The following is a 14,135-nucleotide window of genomic DNA, read 5'->3' as shown; positions in this document are numbered from 1 at the left end:
CGCGGCGCGCGTGGCGCCGCTCACCGCCCCGCGCACTCGGCCGCGAGCCGCCCCACCACCTTCAACGCGTCCTCGATCTGCCGCGACCACGGATAGCTGTAGTTGAGCCGGATGAAGTGCCGGTAATCGGCGGTCGCCGAGAACATGTGGCCGGGCCCGATCGTGATCCCCTGCGCGAGCGCGCGCGCATACAGCTTCATCGCGTCGACCTGCGGCGGCAGCTCGACCCACAGCACGTACCCGCCCTGCGGCTGCGACAATCGCGTGCCTTCGGGGAAGAAGCGCCGCACCATCGCGCTCATCAGGCTCGCCTGCTGCGCATACTGCTTGCGCATCCGCCGCAGGTGGAAATCGTAGCCGTCGTGCTTCAGGTATTCGGCGATCGCGAGCTGCTCGATCGCGGGCGTCGCGAGCGTGTTCAGGAATTTCAGCTTCTCGACCTGGTCGCGGTAGCGGCCGGGCATCGCCCAGCCGATCCGGTAGCGCGGCGACAGGCTCTTGGTGAACGACGCGCAATGCAGCACGAGGCCGTCGCGGTCGTACGACTTCAGCGCGCTCGGCGTCGTGTCGCCGTAATGCAGCTCGTGATAGACGTCGCTCTCGATCGCGGGCACGTCATGCTTCGCGAGCAGCTCGACGAGCGCGCGCTTGCGCGCATCGGGCATCTGGAAGCCGAGCGGATTGTGGAAATTGGGCATCACCATGCATGCGGCGATACGCTCGCGCGCGAGAATCCGTTCGAGCGCGTCAAGATCGATGCCGTCGCCCGGATGGGTCGCCACCTCGAGCGCGCGCATACCCATCCGCTCGATCGCATGCAGCATCGCGTAGAACGTCGGCGACTCCACCGCGATCGTATCGCCGGGCTTTGCAACGGCCTGCAGGCACAGGTTGATCGCCTCCGTCGCGCCGATCGTCACCACGATCTCGCCCGGCTCGACCGGGATCCCGCGCTCCGCGTAGCGCCGCGCGATCTGGCGGATCAACTCCTGGTTGCCGGGCGGCAGGTCGTCGATCACGCCCCAGCGCGTGCGGCGCCGGCCGATCGCCTGTGCGTAGCGCGCGAGACGCTGCACCGGGAACTGCGACGCATCGGGATACGGCGAACCGAGCGGCACCGCGTCGTCGCGCGCGATCGAGCGCAGCGTCGACAGCACGAGCCGGCTCACGTCCACCGCCGACGGTTCGGCGGTCGGCGCCGACATGTGCAGCTCGGCCTGCGCCGGCGCCGTGGCCCGCGCCCGCACGAAGTAGCCCGACTGCGGCCGGCTCTCGATCAGCCCACGGCTCTCGAGCACGAGATACGCACGCAGCACGGTCGTGACGCTGAGCTGCTGCTGCCGGCTCGCCTGGCGCACCGACGGAATCCGCTCGCCGGGCCGGTACACGCCGCGCTCGATCTGCGCCTGCAGATCGTCGGCCAGTTGTTCGTAACGCTTCACGCGCCTCCCTTTCAACATCCCTTCGACAACACAGTTGCGGCCGCCACCACCTGACTGGCCGCAACTGTACTCTTTTTTGAAGATGAAAGGTGTACACACAGCGGCCGCCGCACCGCGCGTACTCTCCGTGCATCGCCCCCGACACACGCATCATGAAAAAGAAATCCGCCGCCGCGCGCATCGAACCGTACACCCACCCGGCCGCCGGCTGGGGCGCGCTGAAAGCCGTCACGATCAACCTGATCAAGGAAAAGGTCAGCGGCGGCAACTACCGCACGCTGCTGCGCCAGAACCAGCCGGACGGCTTCGACTGCCCGGGCTGCGCGTGGCCCGACCGCCAGCATGCGTCGACGTTCGAATTCTGCGAGAACGGCGTGAAGGCCGTCGCCGCCGAGGCGACGAGCAAGCGCGTGACGCCCGAATTCTTCGCCGCGCACACCGTCGCCGAGCTGCTCGAACAGACGGATTTCGAACTCGAACAGCACGGCCGCCTGACCGACCCGATGGTGTACGACGCGCGGACCGACCGCTACGTGCCGATCGCGTGGGACGACGCGTTCGAGCTGATCGCACGCCACCTGCGCGCGCTGCCGGACCCGAACCAGGCAGCGTTCTACACGTCCGGCCGCGCGAGCAACGAGGCGGCGTTCCTGTATCAGTTGCTGGTGCGGCGCTACGGCACGAACAATTTCCCCGACTGCTCGAACATGTGCCACGAGGCGACGAGCCGCGGGCTGCCGGCGTCGGTCGGCGTCGGCAAGGGCACCGTCACGCTCGACGATTTCGAGCACGCGGACATGCTGCTGATCTTCGGCCAGAATCCGGCGACCAACCATCCGCGGATGATGGGCGAGCTGCGCGAATGCGCGAAGCGCGGCGCGACGATCGTGTCGATCAACCCGCTGAAGGAACGCGGGCTCGAGCGCTTCGCCGATCCGCAAAGCCCGCTCGAGATGCTGACGATGTCGGGCACCAACATCGCGTCGACCTTCATCCAGCCGACGATCGGCGGCGATTTCGCGCTGATCAAGGGAATGGCGAAGCGCGTGCTCGAACTCGACGATGCCGCGCGCGCCGCCGGTGCGCCGCGCGTGCTCGACACGGCGTTCATCGGCGAGCATACGGCCGGCTTCGATGCGTTCGCCGACGATCTGCGCAACGAAAGCTGGTCCGCGCTGACGGCCGAAAGCGGCGTGTCGTACGAGCAGATCGACGGCCTCGCGCAACGCTATGCACGCAGCGAGCGCGTGATCGCGACCTGGGGGATGGGCATCACCCAGCACAAGCATTCGGTCGCGACCGTGCAGATGCTGACGAACCTGATGCTGATGCGCGGCAACATCGGCCGCCCCGGTGCGGGCCTGTGCCCGGTGCGCGGCCACTCGAACGTGCAGGGCAACCGCACGGTCGGTATCGAGGAAAAACCGTCGCAGGCGTTCCTCGACCGGCTCGGCCGCGTGTTCGACTTCGAGCCGCCGCGCGAGCACGGCTACGACGTCGTCGAAACCATCGAAGGCATGCTCGAAGGCCACGTGAAGGTGCTGATCGGTCTCGGCGGCAACTTCGCGATGGCGACGCCCGACACGCCGCGCACGTGGGAAGGCATGCGCCGCTGCGATCTCTCCGTGCACATCACGACGAAGCTGAACCGCAGCCATCTGATCCACGGCCGCGATGCGCTGATCCTGCCGACGCTCGGCCGCACCGAGATCGACCTGCAGGACAACGTCGCGCAGGGCGTGACGGTCGAGGATTCGATGAGCATGGTCCACGTGTCGTACGGGATGAACAAGCCGGCGTCGCCGAACCTGATGTCGGAGCCCGCGATCGTCGCGCACATCGGCCATGCGCTGTTCGGCAGCGGCGAGATCGACTGGCTCGCGTACAAGGACGACTACGCGAAGATCCGCGACGCGATCGAGGCAACCGTCGACGGCTTCTACGACTACAACACGCGCATCGCGCGGCCGGGCGGTTTCCACCTGCGCGTCGCGTCGCGCGACCGCGAATGGCTGACGCCGACGGGCAAGGCGAACTTCATCGCGCACGCGCTGCCGACCGACACGCCGATCCAGCGCGCCCGCGCGCTGCACGGCGAGCGCCTGATGACGCTGATGACGACGCGTTCGCACGACCAGTACAACACCACCGTCTATGGGCTCGACGACCGCTATCGCGGCGTGTTCGGCCAGCGCCGCGTGGTGTTCGTCAACCGCGACGACCTCGCGATGCTCGGCCTGAAGGCGGGCGAATGGGTCGACATGGAAACCGTGTGGCACGACGGCATCGAGCGGCGCGCGGACGGTTTCCTGCTCGTCGAATACGACATCCCGCGCGGCTGTATCGGCGCGTACTACCCGGAAACGAACCCGCTGGTGCCGCTCGACAGCGTCGGCGACGTGTGCAACACGCCGACGTCGAAGTCGGTGCCCGTGCTGCTGCATCGCGCGGCCGCGCCGGCGTCGGCCGCTGCCTGACGGAGCGCCGCGATGATCGTGCGGCCGCGCGAGCACTGGCTGCGGATGCTCGACGCGCGCCTCGACGATCTCGTGTCGATGGCGAGCGGCGGCGAGCGCATCGCATCGACGCCGTAATAAAGACTTGCAATCGATACAGCCGGAAACGTCAACAGCCGGGGCCCGCTCAGCGTTTTTTTTCGACAAGCGCGCACGTTTCGTGACGCGCAACGACAGGAGAAAACGTCATGCGAGCCCTTACCCGCCATCTCGCGATCGCCGCCACCCTGATGTCGGTACTGACCGGCACCGCGTTCGCCGAAACGCCGTGGCAGCAAGCGCATCCGCGCCGCGAAGAGGTCAACCAGCGTCTCGCCAACCAGAATCGCCGGATCCATCACGAAGTGAAGGAAGGCGAGATGTCGCACGCCCAGGCCGCGCGCCTGCACCGCGACGACCGCAAGATCCGCCAGGAAGAGCGGGACATGGCCGCGCAGGATCACGGCCACATTACGCAGAGCGAAAAGCACGTGCTGAACCGGCAGGAAAACGCGGTCAGCCACAAGATCGGCCAGTAGCGCCGGCAAGCGTCGATTCGCCATCGCTTGAAACGCCCGCTGCCGCCGTGCGACAGCGGGCGCTTGTTGTTGTATCGAATCGTTTCAGCAGGCCGTTCGCGTCAAGTGCCGCGGGTATACTCCGACGTCAGCCGCCACCCGCATCGACCGTCAAGAACGGCACGATTCCGGCGGTTTCGTCGCGAAGCTCCGCGTTTCGCGTACCCCGCGCCCCAGCCTCGACACGAGACACACGACGATCCCGATCATGAAACGATTCCTGCTGCTCCTTCCCGCCGCCCTGCTCGCCGCCTGCGGCTCGGCGCCCTCGTCCGATTCGGCCGCGTCCGGCCCGGCGCCGATGATCTACGTGTCGTCCGCGCGCCCGGCCCACGCGATCGCCAACTGCCTCGACAGCCGCCTGTCCGGCACCGAGCAGTCGCAGCACAACGGCGTGACCGACATCACCGTCGGGTCGCGCTCGTACTTCGTCACGCTCACGCCGTCGGGCAACGGGTCGGTCGTCAAGGTCGTGCGCGGCTCGGGCAGCGAGCCGGCCGAGGAAGCGATGCGCTTCGCGATCGCGCGCTGCGTGATCTGACCGGCGCCGGTGCCGGGCACCCCGCCCGGCCCGCAAGCCGCGCCATCCGGGCGCCGTCATGCGCGCCCGTCGAATTTTTTCATCCGGGCCGCCGTCGATGAGAGAATCGCACCACGATTCCCTTTCCACGGAGCCCGCATGAAGCACCTGCTGTCCCGGCTGTTCGTCAGCGCCGCGCTCGTCGCGCTTGTTCCGGCGCTGCCGGCGCAGGCCGCGACGCCGCCCGGCATCTTCGTCGTCGCCACCCAGCTCGGCGAATTCACGACTCTCGACCCGAGCGAAATCTACGAGCTCGTGCCGTCCGAGTACGTCGCGAACACCTACGAACGGCTCGTGCGGGTCGACCTGAAGGACCCGACGCGCTTCGACGGGCAGATCGCGCAATCCTGGTCGGTCGGCGCCGACGGCGTCACCTACACGTTCAAGCTGCGCCCCGGCCTCACGTTCCACTCCGGCAACCCGGTCACCGCCGACGACGTCGCGTGGTCGCTGCAGCGCACCATCCTGCTCGACAAGGGCCCGGCCAGCGTGCTCGCCGATCTCGGCCTCACGAAGGCGAACGTGATGCAGAAGGTGCGCGCGGTCGACCCGCAGACCTTCGTGCTCGAAACCGACCGCAAGTACGCGCCGAGCTTCGTGCTCAACGTGCTGAGCGCGTGTCCGGCGTCGGTGCTCGACAAGAAGCTGCTGATGTCGCATCAGCAGGGCAGCGATTTCGGCAGCGCCTGGCTGAAGACCAACGACGCGGGCTCGGGCCCGTACCAGCTCGTCAAGTGGACGCCGAACGAAAGCATCGTGCTGCAGCGTTTCGACAAGTACCGGGCGCCGTACCCGATGAAACGCGTCGTGCTGCGCCACGTGCCCGAGGCCTCCGCGCAGCGGTTGCTGCTGGAAAACGGCGACGTCGACGCCGCGCGCAACCTGAGCCCCGACAGCCTCGCCTCGCTGACCAAGGCCGGCAAGATCAAGGTCGCGTCGTGGCCGGTGTCCGCGCTGCTGTACCTGAGCCTGAATACGAAGAACCCGAATCTCGCAAAGCCGGACGTGCAACAGGCGATGAAGTGGCTGGTCGACTACGACGGCATCCAGCGCAACATCGTCAGCACGACGTACAAAGTGCACGAGACCTTCCTGCCCGAAGGCTTCCTCGGCACGCTGAATTCGAATCCGTACAAGCTCAACGTCGCGAAGGCGAAGGCGCTGCTCGCGAAGGCCGGCTTGCCGAACGGCTTCGACGTGACGATGGACATGCCGAACGATTATCCGTACCTCGAGATCGCACAGGCACTGCAGGCGAACTTCGCGCAGGGCGGCATCCGCGTGAAGCTGATCCCGGGCGATGCGAAGCAGGCGATCGGCAAGTACCGCGCGCGCCAGCACGACATCTTCATCGGCGAATGGTCGCCCGACTACATGGACCCGAACAGCAACGCGCGCGGCTTCGCCTGGAATCCCGACAATTCCGACCAGTCGAAGACGAAGATGCTCGCATGGCGCAACAGCTGGGACATCCCGCAACTGACGAAGGACACCGAGGCCGCGCTCGTCGAGCCGTCGCCCGCGAAGCGCGCACAGCGTTACGAGGCGCTGCAGAAGGCCGTGCTCGCCAACTCGCCGTTCATCATCATGTTCGAGAAGGTCGTGCAGGTCGCGACGCGCCCCGGCACGACCGGGCCGGAGATCGGACCGATCAACGACCTCGTGTCGTACCGTACGCTGAAAAAGTAAGTTCGCGACGCTGCCCGCGCGGCCGCTCCGGCTTGCCGCGGGCGGTGTCGTCCCACCTGCGCCACACCCGCTGTTCAATTGAACGCGGCCCATACGAGATACGCGTTCAGCCCGACGATCACGACGGTGGCCGTGCCGGCGACGATACGCAGCGGCATCCGCATCGCGTAGCGCCCCATCACGTCCGTCCGCGCCGACAGAACGAGCAGCGCGATCATCGGCATCGGCAGGACGAAGCTCAGTACCACCTGGCTGGCGACCATCGCGCGCGTGACGTCACACCCGCACGCGACCACCACGAACGCGGGCGCGATCGTCACCACTCGCCGTACCCAGACCGACAGACGGCGTCGGATGAATCCTTGCATCACGACCTGGCCCGCCATCGTGCCGACGACCGAGCTGGACACGCCCGACGTGAGCAACGCGACGAGAAACAGCACGCCGGCCGCTGGTCCGAGCACGGGGATCAGCGTGTGATAGGCAGCGCCGATGTCGGCCGTTCCCGGCGCGCGCGCATGGAATGCCGACGACGCCATCATCACCATCGCAATGTTCACGAACCCGGCGAGGCCCAGCGCAACGACGACCTCGCGGTTCGAGAATCGCATGAGCCGGCGCCGCTCGCTTTCATCGCGCGTTGCGTTGCGATCCTGCGTGAGGCCCGAATGCAGATACAGCGTGTGCGGCATGATCGTCGCGCCGATGATCCCGACCGCGATCGTCAGCGCCGCATGATCGGGAATCTGCGGGACAACCAGATGGAATGCAGCCGCGTGCCAGTCCTGCGGCGCAATCAGAAGTTCACCGAGATAGCATGCGCCGATCACGCCGACCAATGCTGCGATCGCGGCTTCCAACGGCCGGAAGCCGCGCTTCTCGAGCGCGAGGATCGCGAAGGTCGCGAGCGCCGTCGCGGTCATCCCCGCGAACAGCGACAGGTGACACAGCAGTCCGAACGCGAGCGCACCGCCGAGAAACTCGGCAAGATCGGTCGCCATCGCGGCGACCTCGGACGCAATCCACATGCCCCACACCAGCGGCACGGGGAAATGGTCGCGGCACAGCTGCGCCAGGTTTCGGCCGGTCACGATGCCGAGCTTCGCCGACATCGCCTGGAACAGCATCGCAATCGCATTCGCGGCAAGGACTACCCACAGAAGCCGGTAGCCGTACGCGGCGCCGGCCTGGATGTTGGTCGCAAAGTTGCCGGGATCCATGTAGCCGATCGACGCGATCACGGCTGGGCCGACGAACGGCAGCAGCGCGGCGATGCCGGTGCGGCGTCCTTCCAGCGCGGCGCGCGCCGCGCCGTCGCTACGCTCGGTGGACAGGCCGGACAGCGCGAGACCGCCGGGGGATTTGCTCGGGACGGGAATCATGGTCGGGTTCCGTTCTCAAGGTGAAGGATTCCTTAATATCTGCCGCCGCGACCGGCCGTGGCCGCGGCGGCGGCGTTACAGCGGCACGACGTCGGGACGGTTGCGCGGAAAACGCGCGAGCACGTCGGGCGCGATGTTCAGGTGCGCCTCGACGAGCTTCGGCGGCGTATGCGCGAGCCAGTCGGACAGCGACACCTCCGCGTAGCGGTCCGTCTTGAAGATCTCGAGAAACACGAGATCGGTGTTGCCGGTGTTCTGCACGTAGTGCCCGAGACTCTTCTTCACGTAACCGACGTCGCCCGGGCGAAAATCCGCCGTCTGCGCCTTCGGCCCCGTGTCGAACACGGTCATCCGCGCCTCGCCCTGCAGGTAGTACTGCCATTCGTCCGCATTCGGATGCCAGTGCAGTTCGCGCATGCCGCCCGGATGCACGGTGACGAGCGCCGCCGCGACCGTCTTCGACACGTCGAAATTCGTGCTGTCGGCAATCCGCACTTCGCCGCCGCGCGTCTTCTTGAACGGCTTCATGTCGCCGAGCGAGAAGATGAACGGATGCGGCGGCGTGCCGGCCGACGAAGCGGATGCCCGCTGCGCGTCCGCGAGCGGCCCGGGCTCGTCCCCCTGGAAGATCCACAGGTTGTCGAGCGGAATGTTCCTGAATGCGTCGGCCGCCACGCCGAAGTTGAGGGCGAGCACGTCGGGCGGCGTATGCGCGACCCAGTCGGTCAGCAGCAGTGTGTTGAATTCCGATGCGCGACCGTTGTCGAATGCGAGCAGAAATTCGGCGCCATCGGTGCCGATGCCCTGCAGCGAATGCGGGAGGCCGGGCGGGAAATACCAGAGATCGCCCGTTTTCACGTCCTGCACCGACGGCCGCCCCTGCTCGTCGAGCACGGTGATGCGGCAACGGCCGTCGAGCATGATCGCCCACTCGGCCTGCTGGTGCCAGTGCATCTCGCGAATGCCACCGCGCGTGAGCCGCATGTTCACGCCGGAAATGGTTTCGGAAATCGCGAAATCGTCCTGCGTGACTTCTCGCGCCCATCCGCCGTTTTGAATGCGTTTATGTGCGTTATTGAACGACGCCCAGAATAACGGCATGCCGTTTATATCGGTGGCCGGCGGATTCTGAAAAGACGGGAACTGATTCGACAATGCGGGGTTTTGCGGCCCCGGGTCGGTCAATCCCTGCTTGTTGCGCGCGTTTATCGCGCCTTCCGGCGGGCTGTCCGGATTACCGAACGAAGCGGCCTTCGCCGTTACTGCGATGCCTGCGGCGGCGATCGCACCGGCCGTACTCGTCAACATCCTGCGTCGAGAAAGATTCGTCATGTTTCCCTCTTCACCATTTCGGAAAATCGAATATTCACTCCGGACATTCACCACTTTCTTGTTTATCGAAAAGCAGCGCGCCGTGACGCAAGTTAAATACAAGTCGACTTAAAAATTAAATGAATTATTAACCTGAATTAATGATTTCTTCTGATTCGGTCGGCATTCTGTAATTATTGCGGCGTCGCGGCAGTGGGCGCTTCGATAGCGGTCAATGCACAGCATATGAATGTGGCGGTTCGGTATGTGGGCCGAATCCGCCCTCGGGCGCCCCCCATGGAACTATCATCATGCGCAACACGATAGTTTTTATCCGCTGGCGCGAATGATTTTGGCTTTGTTAGATGGATGACACCGAATCATCCAATGACAAATATCTAACAGCCCGATGACCTGCGCGTTCGCCCATACCGTCGAATCCCGCTTTGCCGACCTGACGCCGACCGCGAAGCGCATCGCGAGCTACATGCTCGCGAACCTCGACCGTCTCGGGCTCGAAACGGCCGACCAGATCGCGCAGCAGACCGGCACCAGCGGCATCTCCGTCGGTCGCTTCCTGCGCAGCATCGGCTACCGGAACCTCGACGATCTGAAACGCGAACTGCGCGGCGGCAGCGACCGCCCGTGGATGATCACCGACCGCCTCGACGAATACCGCCGCACCGCCGGCGCGCACGCGAACGCCGGCGACAGCGACCATGGCGACGGCACGCTTGCATCGTCGCTCGATCGCGAGCTCGATGCGATCCGCCACGTCTACCGGCTCGCGGAAGAACCCGTGTTCGCGCAGGTCGCGGACCGGATCGCGCATGCCGACGCCGTATTCATCCTCGGCATCCAGTCGACCCGCGGCATCAGCAACGCGTTCAGCAGTTATCTGGAATACCTGCGCCCGCGCGTGTTCTATTCCGACGGCCAGTCGGGCTCGTACGTCGATTCGCTGAATTCCGAATTCGAGCGGCCGTACTGCATCGTCACCGATACGCGCGCCTATTCGCGCAGCGCGCGCCGCTATTGCCAGGCGGCCGCCGAACGCGGCCAGCCGTTCGCGCTGGTCACCGATCTCTATTGCCCGTGGGCGCGCGAATGGCCGGCCGACCTGCTGCAGGTGAAGACCGACGTCGGCCAGTTCTGGGATTCGCTCGCGCCGCTCACGTGTCTGTTCAACCTGCTGATCACCGCCGTGGTCGACCGCCTCGGTCCCGCGATCGACCGGCGCGTCGCGCGCAACCGCGAACTGCAGCGCACCTTCGACCAATTCGAATCCTGAGCGCCCCGAATGCCGATGCCGTCTCCCCGCCTCGTCGAAATCACGCCCGCCACGCATCGCGTCGAGATCGATCTCGTCTACGCGACCGAGCGCAACCTGACCGGCAAGCCGATCTACCGTCGCGCGCACTGCCTGCTGCTCGAGCCGGCCGAGACCGCGCTGCGCCGCGCGGTCGACGTCGCGGCACAAGCCGGCTTCACGCTGCGCATCTACGACGCATACCGGCCGCCGCAGGCGCAACAGGTGCTGTGGGATTTCCTGCCCGATCCGAACTTCGTCGCCGATCTCGGCCGCGGCTCGAACCACAGCCGCGGCACCGCGCTCGACCTGACGCTCGTCGGCGCGAACGGCGAGCCGCTCGACATGGGCACCGGCTTCGACGAGATGGTGGCCGCGTCGGGCCACTTCCACCCGGGGCTGCCCGAAGCCGTGCAACGCAACCGGCTGCTGCTGCTCGGCGTGATGCGCGCGGCCGGCTTCGCGCATATCGAGAGCGAATGGTGGCACTACGAACTGCCCGGTTCGCATGCGTTGCCGCAGATCGACAACGCGGCGAGCGGCCCGTGGCGCCTGATGTAACGACGATGCACGTTTCTTTCACCATTCCCGTTCAACGACCTCAACGACACATGGAGAAGCGCACATGCAACCCCTGACCTCCCGGCTTGTCGCGGCACTCGCCGCCGCGTCCGTGCTCGCCGCCGTTCCGCTTTCCGCCGCATGCGCGGAAACGCCGAAGGACATGTTCGTGATGGCCACGCTGCTCGACGAATTCACGACGCTCGATCCCGGCGAGATCTACGAACTGGTGCCGGAGGAATACGTCGCGAACACGTACGACCGGCTCGTGCGCGTCGACCTGCGCGATCCGTCGAAATTCAACGGCGACGTCGCGCAGTCGTGGACGGTGAGCGCCGACGGGCTGACCTATACGTTCAAGCTGCGCTCGGGCCTCAAGTTCCATTCGGGCAACCCGCTGACGGCCGACGACGTCGCATGGTCGATCCAGCGCGCGGTGCTGCTCGACAAGGGTCCGGCCGCCGTGCTGACCGGCATCGGCCTCACGAAGGCGAACGTCGCCGCGAACGTGAAGAAGCTCGACGATCAGACGGTGTCGATCACGACCGACCACAAATACGCGCCGACCTTCGTGCTGAACGTGCTCGGCTCGTGGCCCGCGTCGGTGCTCGACAGGAAGCTGCTGCTGTCGCACCAGCAAGGCAACGACTTCGGCAATGCGTGGCTGAAGACCAACGAGGCTGGCTCCGGCGCGTACAAGCTGGTCAAGTGGTCGGCCGGCGACAGCATCGTGCTGCAGCGCTTCGACGACTACCGCCTGCCGCTCGCGATGAAGCGCATCGTGCTGCGCCACGTGCCCGAAGCGGCGAGCCAGCGCCTGCTGCTGGAAAACGGCGACGTCGACGCGGCGCGCGACCTGAGCCCGGACGATCTCGCCTCGGTCGTGAAATCCGGCAAGGCGAAGGTCGCGGCATCGCCGCAGGCGACGCTGCTGTATCTTGGCCTGAACACGAAGAATCCGACGCTCGCGAAGCCCGACGTTCAGGAAGCGCTGAAGTGGCTGGTCGACTATTCCGGAATCCAGACCAACGTCGTGAAGACGACCTACAAGGTGCACCAGACTTTCCTGCCCGAAGGCTTCCTCGGCACGCTGAATGCGAATTCGTACAAGCTCGACGTCGCGAAGGCGAAGGCGCTGCTCGCGAAGGCCGGCGTGCCGAACGGCTTCGCGGTGACGATGGACGTGCGCAACGACTATCCGTACACGGAGATCGCGCAGGCCGTGCAGGCGAACTTCGCGCAGGCGGGCGTCAAGGTGCAGCTGATCCCCGGCGACAACAAGCAGACGCTCGCGAAATACCGCGCGCGCCAGCACGACATCTACATCGGCGAATGGTCGGCCGACTACATCGACCCGCACAGCAACGCGCAGGGTTTTGCATGGAACCCCGACAACTCCGACAAGTCGAGCTATAAAATGCTGGCCTGGCGCAACAGCTGGGACATTCCGCAACTGACGAAGGAGACCGACACCGCGCTCGCCGAGCCGACCGCCGCGCAACGCGCGCAACGGTATCAGGCGATGCAGAAGGACATGCTCGCGCGTTCGCCGTTCGTGATCATGTTCCAGAAGGTCGCGCAGGTCGCGACGCGGCCCGGCGTGAGCGGACTCGAAGTCGGACCGATCAACGATCTCGTGTCGTACCGTAACCTGAAGAAGCAATAAGATTCACCGCATGTCGACTCCCGCCTCCTCCCTCGAAGCGCTGCGCACGCTGCCCGCGCGGCGCCCGGCCGTACGCTGGGCGCTGCGCGTGCTGCGCTGGGCGCTTACGCTCGCCGTCACGTTCGCGGGGCTGCTCGCGCTGACGTTCGTGATCGGCCGCAAGGTGCCGATCGATCCCGTGCTCGCGATCCTCGGCGATCGCGCGTCGGCCGAGGCGTACGCGGCCGAGCGCATCGCGCTCGGCCTCGACAAGCCGCTCGCCACGCAATTCCTGATCTACGCGCGCGACGTGCTGCACGGCAATCTCGGGATGTCGCTGCTGACGTCGAACCCGGTGCTCGACGACGTCCGACGCGTGTTCCCCGCCACGCTCGAACTCGCGACGATCGCGACGTTGATCGGCATCGCGATCGGCGTGCCGCTCGGCGTCGCGGCCGCGGTGAAGCACAACCGGCCGATCGACCACATCGCGCGCTTCGTCGGCCTGATCGGCAATTCGGTGCCGGTGTTCTGGCTCGGGCTGATGGGGCTGCTGCTGTTCTATGCGCGGCTGCACTGGGTCGGCGGCCCCGGCCGGCTCGATCCCGTGTACGACGGCATGGTCGACCCGCGCACGGGCAGCCTGCTGATCGACTCGGCGCTCGCGGGCGAGTGGGACGTGTTCCGCAACGCGGTGTCGCACATCGCGCTGCCGGCCGCGATCCTCGGCTACTACTCGGTCGCGTACCTGAGCCGGATGACGCGCTCCTTCATGCTCGACCAGTTGAGCCAGGAATACATCGTCACCGCGCGCGCGAAGGGCCTGTCCGAGCGCCGCGTGATCTGGCGGCATGCGTTCGGCAACATCGCGGTGCCGCTCCTGACCGTGATTGCGCTCACGTACAGCAACCTGCTCGAGGGCTCGGTGCTGACCGAGATCGTGTTCGCGTGGCCGGGGCTCGGCTCGTACCTGACGGGCGCGCTGCTGAACGCCGACATGAACGCGGTGCTCGGCGCGACGCTCGTGATCGGCGCGATGTTCATCACCGTCAACCTGCTGACCGACGCGCTGTACCGCGTGTTCGATCCGCGTGCGCGCTGAGGGCCGCCGCGACATGACCGCTTCCACCCTGCTTCTTTCAC

11 protein-coding genes are annotated in these 14,135 nt (G+C 66.2%); 8 read left to right on the top strand and 3 right to left on the bottom strand.

Annotation, left to right across the window (positions count from 1 at the left end):
* Positions 1–20: 20 nt before the first annotated feature.
* A complete protein-coding gene (locus WS45_RS04210) occupies positions 21–1,442 on the bottom strand; it encodes an aminotransferase-like domain-containing protein (RefSeq protein ID WP_059698383.1) in 1,422 nt (473 codons plus the stop codon).
* Between the two features lie 152 nt (positions 1,443–1,594).
* Here WS45_RS04210 and WS45_RS04205 point away from each other — a divergent pair, with 152 nt between their 5' ends.
* From WS45_RS04205 to WS45_RS04190, 4 genes are all read left to right on the top strand, one after another.
* Positions 1,595–3,919, top strand: coding sequence for an FdhF/YdeP family oxidoreductase (locus WS45_RS04205; RefSeq protein ID WP_059698381.1), 2,325 nt, complete (start codon positions 1,595–1,597; stop codon positions 3,917–3,919).
* A 227-nt stretch (positions 3,920–4,146) separates the two neighbouring features.
* Entirely contained in the window at positions 4,147–4,476 is a 330-nt protein-coding gene (locus WS45_RS04200) for a hypothetical protein (RefSeq protein ID WP_059698378.1), read from the top strand.
* A gap of 247 nt (positions 4,477–4,723) precedes the next feature.
* The gene (locus WS45_RS04195) at positions 4,724–5,056 is read left to right on the top strand and encodes a hypothetical protein (protein ID WP_059533926.1); all 333 of its coding nucleotides are present in this window, start codon (positions 4,724–4,726) and stop codon (positions 5,054–5,056) included.
* A 138-nt stretch (positions 5,057–5,194) separates the two neighbouring features.
* Positions 5,195–6,784: an ABC transporter substrate-binding protein gene (locus tag WS45_RS04190; protein ID WP_059698376.1), complete on the top strand. Its 1,590-nt coding sequence runs from the start codon at positions 5,195–5,197 to the stop codon at positions 6,782–6,784.
* A gap of 74 nt (positions 6,785–6,858) precedes the next feature.
* Here WS45_RS04190 and WS45_RS04185 read toward each other — a convergent pair whose 3' ends face one another.
* Positions 6,859–8,166, bottom strand: a complete 1,308-nt coding sequence (locus WS45_RS04185; protein ID WP_059698374.1) for an Nramp family divalent metal transporter — start codon at positions 8,164–8,166, stop codon at positions 6,859–6,861.
* A 75-nt stretch (positions 8,167–8,241) separates the two neighbouring features.
* On the bottom strand, positions 8,242–9,498 hold the full coding sequence (locus WS45_RS04180) for an oxalate decarboxylase family bicupin (RefSeq protein ID WP_059533932.1): 1,257 nt from the start codon (positions 9,496–9,498) through the stop codon (positions 8,242–8,244).
* 388 nt (positions 9,499–9,886) lie between these two features.
* On the opposite strand from WS45_RS04180, the gene sapR reads away from it, so the two are divergent.
* The 4 genes from sapR (at position 9,887) to WS45_RS04160 (ending at position 14,094) form a co-directional block, all read left to right on the top strand.
* Entirely contained in the window at positions 9,887–10,768 is an 882-nt protein-coding gene (gene sapR / locus WS45_RS04175) for a sap1 transcriptional regulator SapR (protein WP_059691311.1), read from the top strand.
* A 15-nt stretch (positions 10,769–10,783) separates the two neighbouring features.
* Positions 10,784–11,347 carry a D-alanyl-D-alanine dipeptidase gene (gene ddpX / locus WS45_RS04170; protein WP_082721842.1) on the top strand — a complete coding sequence of 188 codons (564 nt, stop codon included), beginning with the start codon at positions 10,784–10,786 and terminating at the stop codon, positions 11,345–11,347.
* A gap of 64 nt (positions 11,348–11,411) precedes the next feature.
* Positions 11,412–13,013: an ABC transporter substrate-binding protein gene (locus WS45_RS04165; protein WP_059698370.1), complete on the top strand. Its 1,602-nt coding sequence runs from the start codon at positions 11,412–11,414 to the stop codon at positions 13,011–13,013.
* Between the two features lie 10 nt (positions 13,014–13,023).
* Positions 13,024–14,094: an ABC transporter permease gene (locus WS45_RS04160; protein ID WP_059698368.1), complete on the top strand. Its 1,071-nt coding sequence runs from the start codon at positions 13,024–13,026 to the stop codon at positions 14,092–14,094.
* The last annotated feature ends 41 nt before the right edge of the window (positions 14,095–14,135 follow it).

Source organism: Burkholderia sp. RF2-non_BP3, assembly GCF_001522185.1.
Lineage (GTDB): Bacteria > Pseudomonadota > Gammaproteobacteria > Burkholderiales > Burkholderiaceae > Burkholderia > Burkholderia diffusa.
Note: the sequence above shows the minus strand (reverse complement) of the source record. Positions and strands in the feature narration are given on the sequence as shown.

Bases quoted from the DNA above. Each gene is read 5' to 3' on its own strand.
- WS45_RS04205 (WP_059698381.1), top strand. From the start codon at position 1,595: ATGAAAAAGAAATCCGCCGCCGCGCGCATCGAACCGTACACCCACCCG.
- WS45_RS04200 (WP_059698378.1), top strand. From the start codon at position 4,147: ATGCGAGCCCTTACCCGCCATCTCGCGATCGCCGCCACCCTGATGTCG.
- WS45_RS04195 (WP_059533926.1), top strand. From the start codon at position 4,724: ATGAAACGATTCCTGCTGCTCCTTCCCGCCGCCCTGCTCGCCGCCTGC.
- WS45_RS04190 (WP_059698376.1), top strand. From the start codon at position 5,195: ATGAAGCACCTGCTGTCCCGGCTGTTCGTCAGCGCCGCGCTCGTCGCG.
- WS45_RS04185 (WP_059698374.1), bottom strand. From the start codon at position 8,166: ATGATTCCCGTCCCGAGCAAATCCCCCGGCGGTCTCGCGCTGTCCGGC.
- WS45_RS04180 (WP_059533932.1), bottom strand. From the start codon at position 9,498: ATGACGAATCTTTCTCGACGCAGGATGTTGACGAGTACGGCCGGTGCG.
- sapR (WP_059691311.1), top strand. From the start codon at position 9,887: ATGACCTGCGCGTTCGCCCATACCGTCGAATCCCGCTTTGCCGACCTG.
- ddpX (WP_082721842.1), top strand. From the start codon at position 10,784: ATGCCGTCTCCCCGCCTCGTCGAAATCACGCCCGCCACGCATCGCGTC.
- WS45_RS04165 (WP_059698370.1), top strand. From the start codon at position 11,412: ATGCAACCCCTGACCTCCCGGCTTGTCGCGGCACTCGCCGCCGCGTCC.
- WS45_RS04160 (WP_059698368.1), top strand. From the start codon at position 13,024: ATGTCGACTCCCGCCTCCTCCCTCGAAGCGCTGCGCACGCTGCCCGCG.